This window comes from Mesorhizobium dulcispinae, assembly GCF_033977345.1.
In the GTDB taxonomy this organism is placed as follows: Bacteria; Pseudomonadota; Alphaproteobacteria; order Rhizobiales; family Rhizobiaceae; genus Mesorhizobium; species Mesorhizobium dulcispinae.
In genome coordinates this window covers 482,503-495,838 of record NZ_JAVIIY010000002.1, presented here as the reverse complement: position 1 = coordinate 495,838, position 13,336 = coordinate 482,503, and the positions used below count along the sequence as shown (strand labels likewise).

Below are 13,336 nucleotides of genomic sequence, written 5' to 3'. Positions count from 1 at the left end.
CCCATCGTGCAGTGCAAAAAAGCTAGTGCAATTTATTTTGCATTGCGAGAGGATTGTTGCCGGCGAAAGGCTTGGGGGTTCCACGACATGGCCAAGGCGGGGAAGGCGAAGGTGGTTGCGGCGAAGCCGGAAAGCGCGACGAAGGCGACGTTGACGATCTCGTCGAAGAACTACTCGTCGTGGTCTCTGCGCGGCTGGCTGCTGTGCCGCATGGCCGGTTTGGAGTTCGAGGAGAAGCGCGTCGACATCGATGATCCGGAGCAGCGGCAGGAATTGCTGCTCCTGTCGCCATCGGTGTTGGTGCCGCGGCTGACGCATGACGGCGTCACCGTTTGGGATACGCTGGCCATCGCCGAATATCTGGCGGAGACGATGCCGGGCGCCGGCCTGCTGCCAGCCGAGCGCGTGGCGCGCGCCCATTGCCGCGCGGTGTCGGGCGAAATGCATTCGGGCTTCCACAATCTGCGCTCGGCACTGCCGATGAACCTCAAGGCGAGGCACAAGAGCTTCAAGATCTTTTCCGGCGCGCGGCCCGATGTGGAGCGGATCAAGGCGATCTGGTCGGAATGCCTGGCGACCTATGGTGGACCGTGGCTGTTCGGGGCACGGCCCACCATGGCCGATGCCATGTATGCTCCGGTCAGCACCCGCTTCCGCACCTACGCGGTTGACCTCGAAGCGCCGCTCGCCGCCTTCTGCGAAACGGTCTTCGCCTGGCCGCTGGTGCGGGAATGGACGGAAGGAGCGCTCGCCGAGCCAGAGGAGATCGTCGAGCTAGACGTGGAATTCTGACGGCTGGTCAGCGGCGCCGCTTGCCGGTTCTATTTTGTTTTGTCGCAACTCCGGACGGAAGGCTATGGCGAAGTCGCCGAGCCTGACCGCTGACACTTTTCCAGGAATTGCCTTAGCCCTTCAGCATCTCCGCCACGGTCGGTGCGAAATAGGTGAGCATGCCGTCGCAGCCGGCGCGCTTGAGGGCGAGAAGCGATTCCAGCATCGCCTTCTCGCCGTCGATCCAGCCATTGGCGCTGGCGGCCTTGATCATCGAATATTCGCCCGACACCTGGTAGGCGAAGGTCGGCATCCCAAACTCGTCCTTCAGCCGGCGGATGATGTCGAGATACGGAAGACCCGGCTTCACCATCAGCATGTCGGCACCCTCGGCGAGGTCCTGCTCGGCCTCGCGCACCGCCTCGTCCGAATTGGCGTGGTCGATGTAATAGGTCTTCTTGTCGCCTTTGAGCAGGCCGGCGGTGCCGACCGCCTCGCGGTACGGTCCGTAGAAGGCCGAAGCGAATTTCGTCGCATAGGACATGATCGCCACGTCCTGGAAACCGTTGGCGTCCAGCGCGTCGCGGATGGCCCCGATGCGGCCGTCCATCATGTCGGACGGCGCGATGATGTCCGCGCCGGCCGCCGCCTGGATGACGGCCGCAGCGGTAACCTGCTCAACCGTCTCGTCGTTGACGATGATGCCGTCGCGCAAAATGCCGTCATGGCCGTGGCTGGTGAACGGATCGAGCGCAGCATCGGTAATGATGCCGATCTCCGGCACCGCATCCTTGATGGCGCGCGTGGTGCGGTTGATGATGTTTTCCGGGTCGAGGATGTGCGAGCCAGTCTGATCGCGCAGCGATAGCTCGATATTGGGGAAGGTGGCGATCGCTGGGATGCCGAGCCTGGCGGCGCGCTCGGCTTCCTTGACCGCGAGGTCGACGGACAGGCGGTAGACATCCGGCATGGCGGCGATCGGTTCGCGGACATTTTTGCCGTCGACCACGAAGATCGGCCAGATCAGGTCGTTCACCGAGAGCTGGTTTTCCTGCACCAGCCGGCGCGACCAGTCGGCCTTGCGCATGCGGCGCAGCCGCCGGCTGCCGGTGATTTCGTCGACGCTGCGCGCGCCGGCAGGTTTTGCGGGGGTGAATCTGTTCATCGCCAAAACTCTCTTTTGGATCGGCTTTTACCACGCGGTTTCACCGCAGACCAATGCGACACGATTGTGCCAGGCTGAAGCTCAGCTTCCTCTCCCCCGCCAAAGGCGGGGGAGAGGTGTCCGCGAAGCGGACGGAGAGGGGGCCTTCGTGGGGCGCTCCCCCTCTCCGTCTCGGCTTCGCCGAGCCACCTCTCCCCCACTCTCGTGGGGGGCGAGGAAGCTGAGCTTCAAGGCTGTCCGTTGCCCGACAAAATCTGCGCCGCGCCCCTCACAGCCACGCGAAAAGCCTCATCGAAGCTGACGCCGCGCGCCTGCCATCGATATGTCTTGCCCCGATCGGCCAGCCGCCAGTCGGCGATCCAGCCGAGTTCCTTGTCGCTCCACACGATGCTGCCGGCGAGCGCCCGGGCCGCTCCTGCCTTTTTCGCGAGTTGGTCGAGCCTTGCCATATCCGTTGCGGAGAGCGCCTTCTCATCCAATCCGGCAAGCTGCATGGCCTTTGGAAAGGTGACGCGCATCAGAAGCGGACCGGTGGCATTGGCGAAGGATTCGCGCATCGTCTCGCCGCGGCCCTCGTCGGCCGTCAGCACGAAGTGCCTCGCGCCCTGTTCGGTCGCGAGGAAGACGGCGATCAGCGGCCGCTCGCCGTGCCAGGGCCTGCTGCCGAGCTGCGCCAGGAGCTTGTCGACCACCGCGGGCTTGTAGAGGCAAGTCAGATCATGCGGCCGGTCATGCGTGCCTTGCTCGTCATGGATCGGAATGCCTTCCAGCCGGTCGTGGTAGCGGAAGGACTGGACGAAGTCGGCCGCCTTGTTGCGCAGCGCCAGCATCTCCGGCTTCTGCGTCAGCCGCTGATCGCCGGAAACCTTGACCAGCACCCTGTCGAGGCAATCCTTGAAGCCGATGTCGCGGTTCGGCTCGCCGGTGCCGGTGACGATCGTCTGCGCCTGGTAGAGTTCGGAGGTCGCCGCGGCGACGGCCGACGGAACTCCCAGGCAAAGGAGACCTGCCAATCCAGCCACGAAACGAGAAAATCCAGCCATGTCGATTTGCTCGAAATCTGTCGGGCCGCGCGGGCGCAACGCTTTGCCGGTTACCTAACACCGGACACGGCTGGCCGCCAGCGCGGCGATGCCGCCATTGACGCATCCCCATGCCGCCTTTAGCACTTCAATCCCCCTGGAAGGGCGGAGAGAAGGATTCTCTGGCGATGGATTTTGGCGGAGGCGATGAGATTCGCTTCGAGCGTTTGGGCAAGGCGGGCGTCGTCACGCTGACGCGTCCGCAGGCGCTCAATGCCGTCACCCACCGTATGGTGAAGGCGCTCGGCAGGGCGCTCGACGCCTGGGAGGGCGATGTCGGCGTGAGCGTCGTCGTCGTCAAGGCCGAGGGCAGGGCTTTTTCCGCCGGCGGTGACATACTGCACATTTACGAGGCCGGCCGCGCCGGCAAGCCGCCGGTCGACTTCTTCGCCGACGAGTACCGGCTCAACGCCCGGATCGCGCGTTTCAGGAAACCCTATGTCGCGCTGATCGACGGCATCGTCATGGGCGGCGGCGTCGGCATCTCCTTCCACGGCTCGCACCGTGTGTTGACCGAGAACGCGCAGTTCGCCATGCCGGAAGTCGGTATCGGCTTCTTTCCCGATGTCGGCGCCAGCCATTTGCTGCCGGATCTCGGCGGCAGCTTCGGCATGTATCTCGGGCTGACGGGAAACCGGATTCGCCATGGCGACGCGCTGTGGTCCGGGCTTGCCACGCACACCATCAAGGCCGAGGACCAGGCCGGCCTGCTCGACGAGCTGGCGGTATCGGGCGATCCGGGTGAGGAGTTGCGCGGCTTCTTCACGCTCGCCAAGCGCGAGACGGAGCGGCAGGATCTGGAATCGATCGCCCGGCATTTTTCGCAAACCTCGCTCGCCGGTATCATCGCCAGCCTCGAGGAGGCTGCCGCCACCGATGCGTTTGCCGCAAAGACCCTGGCGACGATGAGGGCGCGCTCGCCGACCAGCCTCAACGTCGCCTGGCGCGAGATCAGCGCCGGACTGACGCTGTCGATGGACGAATGCATGAAGATGGAGTTCCGCATCCTCAACCGCATGCTGGCCGGCCACGACTTCTACGAAGGCATCCGCGCCGCCATCATCGACAAGGACTTGAAGCCGGAATGGCGGCCCGCCAGCCTCGGTGCGGTGAGCGCGGCCGATGTCGATGCCTATTTCGCGCCGCTCGGGGCTGGGGAGCTCGATCTGTGAGCGAGGTCACCTCCAGGCGCGTGGTGCTGCAGCCCTCGACCACCGAGGTCATCTTCGCCTGGTTCCAGCGGGTCATCGCCGGCTATTGCCTGCTCTTCGGCATTCTCTACTGGATCCGGCTGATCGGCATCTATCCCGGCGAGCTATGGCGCTTCGATCTGATGCCGGTGCACTGGCAAGTCGCTGCGGCCACGCTTGCCGTCTTCTTTCCCTTCGCCGCCGCGGGCCTCTGGATGCTGGCTTCGTGGGGGCCGGTGATCTGGTTCATCTGCGCGGCGACAGAGACCGTCATGTATGCCGGCTTTCCCGATCTCTTCGGTCACCGGCTGCTGATCGTCGCCTCGCATGCCTGCGTGGCGCTGCTCTATATCGTCTTTCGCGTGGTGATCTGGCTGCAGAAGCGCCAGCTCCGGCAGTAATGCATGTCGCCCGAAAGTGGGCACCGGTTTCGGGAGAACGACATGCATCAAAACAAAAACCTAATGCGCGTCGCCTGAGCCCGCTTCAGCGCGACGCGCATTAGCTTGCCGGACGCCCCCCGGGACCCTAGATTCAGGCCCACGATTTGCCCAAAAACCATTGGCTAAATCTTTAGGTTAATTGTTCTTGCTCGCGTGACCGTTCGTTAAGCCTCTTTCGAAACCTCTTACCGGTAAGCTCTTGTTAGCCCTGGCGTTTAAGTCGAATTTTATGAGTATTCGATAGTGTCGCGATCAAGGTGAAGAACAAAAAATCACCGGGCGACAAACGAGAGGCAAAGACAATGATCAATTCGCGTCCGGCGGCGAAGACCGCCAACGTATCCGACGACCGCCGCGAGGCGATCCGTTCGCTGTACATGGAATCGCTGCAGCTGGTGGAGCGTCTGCATCGCCGTCTGCTTGACGTGATCAAGGACGAGTTCGACCGCAACGGCCGCTCCGACATCAACGCCATCCAGGCGCTGCTGCTGTTCAACATCGGCAATTCGGAGCTGACCGCCGGCGAACTGCGCTCGCGTGGTTATTATCTCGGCTCGAACGTCTCCTATAATCTGAAGAAGCTGGTCGACCTCGGCTTCATCAACCACCAGCGCTCACGCATCGACCGCCGTTCGGTCCGCGTCTCGCTGACGCCGAAGGGCAACGACGTGGCGGACGTCGTCGCCGGGCTCTACGAGCGCCATGTCGGCTCGATCGAGGCCGTCGGCGGCATCAACACCGACGAGTTCAAGCAGATGAACCGCGCCCTGCAGCGCCTCGACCGCTTCTGGAACGACACGATCGCTTACCGGATGTAAGCGCATTCGAGATCTGAGACGTCAAAGCCGTGCCGAAGAAGCGCGAGCGGGGGAAACGGTAAGGGACCGGTGCCAAAAGGTGCCGGTCCCTTCTTTTGCGAAAGCGGCTGCGGCAGGGCGCTTGACCGCCGAGCAGAGCGCGTGGAAGCTCTCCAGCCAATAGGGGAGGGCTTCATGCGCTACGTCCTGCTTGCGATTTCCGTCGTGGTCCTTGCTTCGCCAGCCTCCGCCAGGACCCTCGGCTATGGCTCAAAGGCCGGAATGGAGGTCACGATCGTCAAGAAATCGGGCATCAACACCTCGCATGCCAGCATCCAGACCAAGCATACGAGGCAGAACGCCATCGGTTATTGCCGCGACTATGTCGGCAAGGTGACCGAGGATTGCATCGCCAAGGAAATGAATACGCCCCTGCATCTGGAGATCACGGCGGACTGCAAGAGCGGCAAATTCACCACTTTCTACGGCGCCAACATGCTTTTCCAGGGCCGCAGTCCCGACGGAAGTTCGACGGACTTCCAGATTACCGATACCGACGAAAACGTGGTGCTCGATGGCTCAGGCGCCTCGGGCTACGACTATACCCTCGATCAGTTCAAAGCTTTGTGTCCTGACCGGGTGAAGTAAGGGCAGCCGGTCAGAGAGCATCGGTCGGGACCGGCAGCGGTCGGCGATGCACAAAAGCATCGGTCCCTTTTCTTTCACCGTATCGCTGGACGCAAATCGCGGGCCAAGGCCACGTTGCCGCCATAATCGCGGTGAAAGCGAGAATGCGGGTGATGCTGCGGGCCTGTGCCCTGCGCTTCCTGGAACAGGTGTCGTGGTCCTGCGTTTTCACTCCCTGGTGACGCAAGTCATGGTTGGCTAATTGTTAAGATTGCCGACCCTAGAGTGCGGGCAACCCGCCAGTAGAGCGAACTGAGCGAGATTAGATACAGCTAGAATGTCTGGAACGTCCATGAGAACCAGCCGCCGTTTCTTCCTTACCGGAGCCTCCGCGCTCGCCGCCGCCGTAGTCGCCGGCCATGCCAGTGCGCAGGATGTGGTCGGGGATATCCTGAAATCCTCGACCCGCGGCAATTGGGACGACCAGTTCGACGCTCGCGCCAACAACACGAACAAGGTCGCTTCGACGCTGCCGATCTTCAGTCAGCAGACCGTCGCTTTCACCGAGCAGGCGGTGGCGCAATACCAGAACATCGTCAGCCAGGGCGGCTGGGAGCAGGTTCCGGCGACCAAGAAGCTTCAGCTCGGCGTCGACGACCCGGATGTCGTGCCGCTGCGCAAGCGGCTGATGATTTCGGGCGACCTGCCGCAAAGCGCCGGCATTTCGACGGCTTTCGATTCCTATGTCGACTCGGCAGTCAAGCGCTTCCAGCTTCGCCACGGCCTGCCGGCCGACGGCGCCATGGGCAAGTACACCTATGCGGCGATGAACGTTTCCGCGCAGATCCGCCTCGGCCAGTTGCAGACCAATCTGCAGCGCCTCAAGGAAAAGGCCGGCACGCTGGGCAACCGCTATGTGCTGGTCGACATCCCGGCGGCGCAGATTGAGGCCGTCGAGAACGAGCGAGTGGTCCTTCGCCACACCGCAATCGTCGGCAAGATCGATCGCCAGACGCCGATCGTGAATTCCAAGATCAACGAGATCATCGTCAATCCTTACTGGAACGCGCCGGTCTCGATCGTGCGCAAGGACATCATTCCGCTGATGCGAAAGGATCCCAACTACCTCAAGGACAGCCATATCCGCCTGTTCGCGCCGGACGGCAGCGAGGTCGATCCGATGTCGATCGACTGGTCGACGGACGATGCCGCCAAGTACCGCTTCCGCCAGGACCCGGGCGGCAACAACGCCATGGCTTCGGTCAAGATCAATTTCCCGAGCCCGGACGGCGTCTACATGCACGACACGCCACAGCAGAGCCTGTTCGGCAAGCTGATGCGCTTCGATTCCTCCGGCTGCGTGCGCGTCCAGAACGTGCGCGACCTCGTCACCTGGATCCTGCGCGACACGCCCGGCTGGGACCGCCAGCATTTCGAGGCGGCGATCAAGACCGGCGAGAACACGCCGGTTCAGGTCGTCAATCCGGTGCCGGTCCATTTCCTCTATCTGTCGGCATGGTCGACTGGACCCGGCGTCGTGCAGTTCCGCGACGACATCTACGGCCTCGACGGCAACAGCGAGCTGCAGATTACCTCTGCGCTGTAAGCGGCTGATATAAAACATGAAAAGGGTCGCTCCGTGAGCGGCCTTTTTATGTTGGGCGCATGAGGGTGGACTGTAACCGCGGCGCTCATTAGCGGGAAGCCAAGCCAGCTGAAACTGCCTGTCTGGACGCCGCACCGGCAATTGCGCATGGTCGGCCGGAGAGCCGGAATCGCATCATGGATGTCGCTGTATTCATTCTCGTCGTGCTCGCTTTCGTGGCGCTTTCGGGGGCGCTGGTGCGCCTGGTGCGGTTGCCGTTGCCGGTGCTGCAGATTGCGATCGGCGCCGCGCTTGCCTGGCCGGCGAAGGGCCTGCATGTCGAGATCGACCCGGAACTCTTCCTCTTGGTGTTCATCCCGCCGCTTCTGTTCGGCGACGCCTTTGCGGCGCCGAAGCGGGAGCTGATCGAGCTGCGCGGCCCGATCCTCGATCTCGCGATCGGACTGGTCTTCTTCACCATCGTCGGCTTCGGCTACGCGCTGCACTGGCTGGTGCCGAGCATCCCGCTGGTGGTCGCCTTCGCTCTGGCCGCCGTGCTGTCGCCGACCGATGCGGTCGCGGTGTCCTCGATCGTTGACCGCAATGTCGTTCCGGCGCGGCTGATGCATATATTGGAAGGCGAATCCCTGCTCAACGACGCCTCCGGCCTGGTCATGTTCCGCTTTGCCGTTGCGGCGGCGCTGACCGGCAGCTTTTCTCTCGCAGCAGCTTCATTGACCTTTCTCTATGCCGTGGCCGCCGGCATCCTCGCCGGCATCGCGGCGCTCTTCATCGCGGCGAAGGCGCTGCAGATCCTCGGCCGCATCGGCGGCGCGCCGGCGGAGGCGCAGGTGCTGGTCATGATCCTGCTGCCCTTCGTCGCCTATCTCATCGCCGAACATGTCGGCGCCTCCGGCATCCTGGCCGCGGTCACCGCCGGCCTGCTCACCGGGACCTCGAGCATTTTCCGCTATCTAGCGGTCTCGGCGCGCATCCAGGCGATGTCGCTATGGTCGACGCTCACCTTCGTCTTCAACGGCGCGCTCTTCATCCTGCTCGGCCTGCAACTCCCCGACATCATCCGCAGGGTGCCGCCGGAGCTGACCAGCCGGCACTGGCTGTTCGAGCCGGCGCTGACCGTGTTGCTTCTGACCCTCTGCCTGATCGGCCTGCGCTTCCTCTGGATATGGATCGGCGACATGGCGGCGGTGATCGCTGCGCGGCTCGGCAAGTGCAAGGCGGAACCGTTTGGTTTCCGCGTCAGGCTTGCCGGATCGGTGGCAGGCGTGCGCGGCGCGATCACGCTCGCCGGCATCCTGTCGCTTCCGTTCGCGCTGCAGGATGGCTCACCCTTTCCGGCCCGAGACGTGGTGATCTTCCTCGCCGCCGGCGTCATCGTCTGCTCGTTGCTCATCGCCAGCCTTGCTTTGCCAAGGATCGCGCGCGGGCTGGTCGAGCCGGGTGAGGATCCGGGTGCGGCCGAAGAGCGGCGGGCGCGCGTCGGCGCCGCCAACGCGGCCATCGTCAGGATCGAGAGCCTCGCCAGCGAGGGCGGCGAAGGTGAGGCGGCCGAAGCCTGGCTTGCGGTCGCCGACAGCATCGTTGCCGGCTACCGGCGTCGCATCGCGGCCTCAGACGAAGCCGATGAAGCGCGGGCCGAGGCGCGCGAAGCAGGACGGCTGGAGCTGGAGTTGAGACACGCCGGCTTAGAGGCGGAGCGCGCCGCCGTGCGCGCTATGTTCCGCAGCCGCGAGATCAACGACCATACGATGCGGGCGCTGTTTTCCGAGATCACGCTGACCGAAGCCCTGCTCAAAAGCCGGCAAGGCAGGAAATAATGCTTCAGCCGATTTGCTTGGCGCAATCCGACCAGCAAATTTCGCGCCGCAAACGTGGCGGGCTCCAAACAACTGTGTTAATGGCGCGGCGACCTCGCAGACCTCCGGCCCCAAGGGAAAGCAAGCCATGTCAAATGCCGCGGCAGCCTCCAGCAAATTCGAATCCTTCTTCGAGACCACGCTTGCCGATGCCGATCCGGATATTTTCGGCGCCATCCGCAACGAGCTTGGCCGCCAGCGCCATGAGATCGAGCTGATCGCCTCGGAAAACATCGTGTCCCGCGCCGTGCTCGAGGCGCAGGGGTCGATCATGACCAACAAATATGCCGAGGGTTATCCCGGCAAACGCTACTATGGCGGCTGCCAGTTCGTCGATGTGGCCGAGGAACTGGCCATCGAGCGTGCGAAGAAGCTGTTCGGCTGCAACTTCGCTAACGTCCAGCCGAACTCCGGCAGCCAGATGAACCAGGCCGTGTTCCTGGCGCTCCTGCAGCCCGGTGACACCTTCATGGGCCTCGACTTGAATTCCGGCGGCCATCTCACCCACGGCTCGCCGGTCAACATGAGCGGCAAGTGGTTCAAGGTCGTCTCCTACGGCGTGCGCAAGGATGATCATCTGCTCGACATGGACGCGATCGAGAAGACCGCGCATGAGACCAAGCCGAAGCTGATCCTGGCCGGCGGCACCGCCTATTCCCGCATCTGGGACTGGAAGCGCTTTCGCGAGATCGCCGATTCGATCGGCGCTTATCTGATGGTCGACATGGCCCATATCGCTGGTCTCGTCGCCGGCGGCTTGCACCCGTCGCCGCTGCCCCATGCCCATGTTGTGACCACGACCACGCACAAGTCGCTGCGCGGGCCGCGCGGCGGCATGATCCTGTGCAACGACGAGGAGATCGCCAAGAAGATGAACTCGGCGGTGTTCCCGGGGCTTCAGGGCGGCCCGCTGATGCATGTCATCGCCGCCAAGGCGGTGGCGCTCGGCGAGGCGCTCAAGCCGAGCTTCAAGGCCTATGCCGAGAGCATCGTCGCCAACGCCAAGGCACTGGCTTCCAGCCTGCAGGAGACCGGCCTCGACATCGTCTCGGGCGGCACCGACAACCATCTGATGCTGGTCGACCTCAGACCGAAGAACGCCACCGGCAAGCGCGCCGAGGCAGCTCTTGGCCGAGCCAACATCACCTGCAACAAGAACGGCATCCCCTTCGATCCGGAAAAGCCCTTCGTCACCTCCGGCGTCCGTCTCGGCACGCCGGCCGGCACCACGCGCGGCTTCGGCCAAGCCGAGTTCCGCGAGATCGGCAAGCTGATCGCCGAGGTGCTGGACGGGCTGAAGGTGGCGAATTCCGACGAAGGCAACGCTGCCGTCGAGGCTGCGGTCAAGGCCAAGGTCACGGCGCTGACTGATCGTTTCCCGCTCTATCCCTATCTCGGTTGACCGCGCGCCGCGCATCATCTTTTATCCGCCGTCAGAGCGCCGTCCTGATTGGACGGCGCTCCGAACTGGAGACTTGATGATGCGCATTTTCCGTCCTGCCGCCCTGGCCCTGTTCGGCTCGCTGGCCGCATTCACTATGTCCGCCGCGGCCGCCCAGGAGCAAACACAGCCGGACTCGAATTTGCCGGCCACCACCACCTTCGGCAGGTGGACCACGATCATCGATACGCTCGATACCGGGCAGGACGCTCACAAGACCTGCGCCGCCTCCACGGCTTTTGTCGACGGCGTCGGCAATGCGGGCACTCTCACGCTCTCGATCTCGACCGGCGACGCCCTGCCGCCCGATGCCTATCCCGCCATCATGATCACCGTCGACAACAAGGACCTGCCGACCGGCAAGAACATCGCCGCGACCTTCGGCGATCCCGGCGTCAAGGTTGCCGCCGCCGTAACCTCCAACGCAGCCGCCGGTGGTCGTCCCAGTTGGATGGTCGACAACAAGGCCAAGACCAGTCTCACTTTGCTGCGCGCCATGCGCAAAGTCACCTCGCTCGACGTCGCCTTCGGCAAGCAGACCGTCGCCAGCATCCCGATGGACGGCTTCACCAAGGCCTACCGCAATCTCGGCGCGTCCTGCGGCTTCGCCACGAAGGATGTCGCGCCCTGAGGCGATTGGGCGTTCGGGGCAGGGCGCTGGCAATCTTCCTCGCGCCTCGCTATCTCTGAGGCACGAAAGGCTCTAAGCCTTTCCGCCACCCGAGAATCGCGAACCGAAGGCTCTCCATGCGCTGCCCCTATTGCCAGTCCGAAGATACGCAGGTGAAGGATTCGCGTCCCGCCGAGGACGGCGCGGCAATCCGCAGGCGCCGCGTCTGTCCGGATTGCGGCGGCCGCTTCACCACCTTCGAGCGCGTGCAGCTGCGCGATCTCGTCGTCATCAAGAAATCCGGCCGCAAGGTGCCTTTCGATCGCGACAAGCTTCTGCGCTCCGTCGAGATCGCGGTCCGCAAGCGCAACGTCGATCCCGAGCGCATCGACCGCGCGGTGACTGGCATCGTGCGCCAGCTCGAAAGCTCCGGCGAGACGGAAGTGGCTTCCGGCGAGGTCGGCCGCCTGGTCATGGAGGCACTGAAGTCGCTCGACGACGTCGCCTATGTCCGCTTCGCCTCCGTCTACCGCAATTTCCGTGAAGCCAAGGATTTCCATGAATTGCTGGGCGAATTGAAGGGCGACGAGGAAAAGACCGAAGAGGACGCCGGCTGATCATGGCGAAGCCGCAACTGAGCGAGGCCGATCAGACGGCCCTTGACCGCCGTTTCATGGCGGCTGCCATCAGGTTGTCGCGCCGCAACGCCGGCCGCACCTCGACCAACCCTTCCGTCGGTACCATCATCGTGCGCGACGACGGCGCCGGCCCGATGATCGTCGGCACCGGTGTGACTGCTGTCGGCGGCCGGCCGCACGCCGAGACCGAGGCGCTGGCCGAGGCCGGCGAGCTCGCGCGTGGTGCCACGGCTTACGTTACCTTGGAGCCCTGCGCCCATCATGGCCGCACGCCGCCTTGCGCCAACGCGCTGGTCAATGCCGGCATCGCGCGCGTTGTGGGCGCGGCGAGCGATCCCGATCCGCGCGTCTCCGGCGAGGGCTACGCCATCCTGCGCGCCGCCGGCATCGAGGTTGTGGAGAAGGTGCTCGCCACCGAGGCCACCGAGCAGATGGCCGGCTATTTGATCAGGTCTTTGAAAAAACGCCCGGAAGTGACGCTGAAGCTTGCGCTTTCGAGTGACGGCAAGATCGGCAGGAAAGGCGCCGGCCAGGTCGCCATCACCGGCGAGATCGCCAGGCGCGAGGTCTATCTGATGCGCGCGGAAGCCGACGCCATCCTGGTCGGCATCGGCACCGCGCTGGAGGACGACCCGGCTCTGACCGTGCGCCTGCCGGGACTCGAAAATCGTTCGCCGGCCCGCATTATCCTCGATCGCCAGATCCGGCTGCCGGAAACGTCCAAGCTGGTTTCCGGCGTCGACCGCGTGCCGCTCTATGTCGCGGCCTGTCCGGAGGCCGATGCGCACCGGCGGGCCGCGCTCGAACGCGCAGGCGTGCACTTCATCGGCACTGAAACCTATGAGAGCGAGATAGCCTTGCCCGAGCTGCTGGAGGACCTCGCGGCCCTTGGCATGGCAAGCGTTCTGGTGGAGGGAGGAGCCAAGGTCGCCAGGGCTTTCCTGGATGAAGAGCTGATCGATCGCATCGTGCTGTTCCAAGGCCCGGAAGCGATCGGCGAGGACGGCATTGCATCGCCTATCGATGCCGACCATATCCCGTCAGGTTTCCGCAAACTGCGCGAGATGCGCTTCGGCGAGGACAGCTACGCCGAATGGGTACGACCATGAT

General features: G+C 63.9%; 13 protein-coding genes. 11 read left to right on the top strand and 2 right to left on the bottom strand.

Going from position 1 to position 13,336, the window contains the following annotated elements; genetic code table 11:
- The first annotated feature begins 87 nt into the window (after positions 1-87).
- A complete protein-coding gene (locus RFN30_RS07230) occupies positions 88-792 on the top strand; it encodes a glutathione S-transferase family protein (RefSeq protein WP_320261414.1) in 705 nt (234 codons plus the stop codon).
- Positions 793-904: 112 nt separating this feature from the next.
- On the opposite strand, the gene hemB is transcribed toward RFN30_RS07230, so the two are convergent.
- Positions 905-1,936, bottom strand: coding sequence for a porphobilinogen synthase (gene hemB / locus RFN30_RS07225; RefSeq protein WP_320261413.1), 1,032 nt, complete (start codon positions 1,934-1,936; stop codon positions 905-907).
- A 227-nt stretch (positions 1,937-2,163) separates the two neighbouring features.
- Positions 2,164-2,979, bottom strand: a complete 816-nt coding sequence (locus tag RFN30_RS07220) for a DUF2066 domain-containing protein (protein ID WP_320261412.1) — start codon at positions 2,977-2,979, stop codon at positions 2,164-2,166.
- A 167-nt stretch (positions 2,980-3,146) separates the two neighbouring features.
- Here RFN30_RS07220 and RFN30_RS07215 point away from each other — a divergent pair, with 167 nt between their 5' ends.
- From RFN30_RS07215 to ribD, 10 genes are all read left to right on the top strand, one after another.
- Positions 3,147-4,190, top strand: coding sequence for a 3-hydroxyisobutyryl-CoA hydrolase (locus RFN30_RS07215; protein WP_320261411.1), 1,044 nt, complete (start codon positions 3,147-3,149; stop codon positions 4,188-4,190).
- Entirely contained in the window at positions 4,187-4,609 is a 423-nt protein-coding gene (locus RFN30_RS07210) for a DUF6163 family protein (RefSeq protein ID WP_320261410.1), read from the top strand. The genes RFN30_RS07215 and RFN30_RS07210 overlap by 4 nt, the downstream gene beginning before the upstream one ends.
- Before the next feature lie 344 nt (positions 4,610-4,953).
- The gene (gene ldtR, locus RFN30_RS07205; RefSeq protein WP_126094237.1) at positions 4,954-5,469 is read left to right on the top strand and encodes a transcriptional regulator LdtR; all 516 of its coding nucleotides are present in this window, start codon (positions 4,954-4,956) and stop codon (positions 5,467-5,469) included.
- Between the two features lie 174 nt (positions 5,470-5,643).
- Positions 5,644-6,096, top strand: coding sequence for a hypothetical protein (locus RFN30_RS07200; RefSeq protein ID WP_320261409.1), 453 nt, complete (start codon positions 5,644-5,646; stop codon positions 6,094-6,096).
- Between the two features lie 331 nt (positions 6,097-6,427).
- Complete coding sequence (locus tag RFN30_RS07195) at positions 6,428-7,681, top strand: L,D-transpeptidase family protein (protein ID WP_320261408.1); 1,254 nt, start codon at positions 6,428-6,430, stop codon at positions 7,679-7,681.
- A gap of 176 nt (positions 7,682-7,857) precedes the next feature.
- The gene (locus tag RFN30_RS07190) at positions 7,858-9,498 is read left to right on the top strand and encodes a Na+/H+ antiporter (RefSeq protein WP_320261407.1); all 1,641 of its coding nucleotides are present in this window, start codon (positions 7,858-7,860) and stop codon (positions 9,496-9,498) included.
- A 127-nt stretch (positions 9,499-9,625) separates the two neighbouring features.
- Positions 9,626-10,939 (top strand): serine hydroxymethyltransferase, encoded by a 1,314-nt coding sequence (gene glyA / locus RFN30_RS07185; protein ID WP_320261406.1) that lies wholly within the window; start codon positions 9,626-9,628, stop codon positions 10,937-10,939.
- 79 nt (positions 10,940-11,018) lie between these two features.
- The gene (locus RFN30_RS07180) at positions 11,019-11,609 is read left to right on the top strand and encodes a hypothetical protein (RefSeq protein WP_430698760.1); all 591 of its coding nucleotides are present in this window, start codon (positions 11,019-11,021) and stop codon (positions 11,607-11,609) included.
- Positions 11,610-11,725: 116 nt separating this feature from the next.
- A complete protein-coding gene (gene nrdR, locus RFN30_RS07175; protein ID WP_059184872.1) occupies positions 11,726-12,205 on the top strand; it encodes a transcriptional regulator NrdR in 480 nt (159 codons plus the stop codon).
- Between the two features lie 2 nt (positions 12,206-12,207).
- The gene (ribD, locus tag RFN30_RS07170) at positions 12,208-13,335 is read left to right on the top strand and encodes a bifunctional diaminohydroxyphosphoribosylaminopyrimidine deaminase/5-amino-6-(5-phosphoribosylamino)uracil reductase RibD (protein WP_320261404.1); all 1,128 of its coding nucleotides are present in this window, start codon (positions 12,208-12,210) and stop codon (positions 13,333-13,335) included.
- Position 13,336 lies beyond the last annotated feature (1 nt).

Excerpts from the sequence above, each read along its gene's own strand:
- RFN30_RS07230 (WP_320261414.1), top strand. The coding sequence starts at position 88 with ATGGCCAAGGCGGGGAAGGCGAAGGTGGTTGCGGCGAAGCCGGAAAGC.
- hemB (WP_320261413.1), bottom strand. The coding sequence starts at position 1,936 with ATGAACAGATTCACCCCCGCAAAACCTGCCGGCGCGCGCAGCGTCGAC.
- RFN30_RS07220 (WP_320261412.1), bottom strand. The coding sequence starts at position 2,979 with ATGGCTGGATTTTCTCGTTTCGTGGCTGGATTGGCAGGTCTCCTTTGC.
- RFN30_RS07215 (WP_320261411.1), top strand. The coding sequence starts at position 3,147 with ATGGATTTTGGCGGAGGCGATGAGATTCGCTTCGAGCGTTTGGGCAAG.
- ldtR (WP_126094237.1), top strand. The coding sequence starts at position 4,954 with ATGATCAATTCGCGTCCGGCGGCGAAGACCGCCAACGTATCCGACGAC.
- RFN30_RS07200 (WP_320261409.1), top strand. The coding sequence starts at position 5,644 with ATGCGCTACGTCCTGCTTGCGATTTCCGTCGTGGTCCTTGCTTCGCCA.
- RFN30_RS07195 (WP_320261408.1), top strand. The coding sequence starts at position 6,428 with ATGAGAACCAGCCGCCGTTTCTTCCTTACCGGAGCCTCCGCGCTCGCC.
- RFN30_RS07190 (WP_320261407.1), top strand. The coding sequence starts at position 7,858 with ATGGATGTCGCTGTATTCATTCTCGTCGTGCTCGCTTTCGTGGCGCTT.
- glyA (WP_320261406.1), top strand. The coding sequence starts at position 9,626 with ATGTCAAATGCCGCGGCAGCCTCCAGCAAATTCGAATCCTTCTTCGAG.
- RFN30_RS07180 (WP_430698760.1), top strand. The coding sequence starts at position 11,019 with ATGCGCATTTTCCGTCCTGCCGCCCTGGCCCTGTTCGGCTCGCTGGCC.
- nrdR (WP_059184872.1), top strand. The coding sequence starts at position 11,726 with ATGCGCTGCCCCTATTGCCAGTCCGAAGATACGCAGGTGAAGGATTCG.
- ribD (WP_320261404.1), top strand. The coding sequence starts at position 12,208 with ATGGCGAAGCCGCAACTGAGCGAGGCCGATCAGACGGCCCTTGACCGC.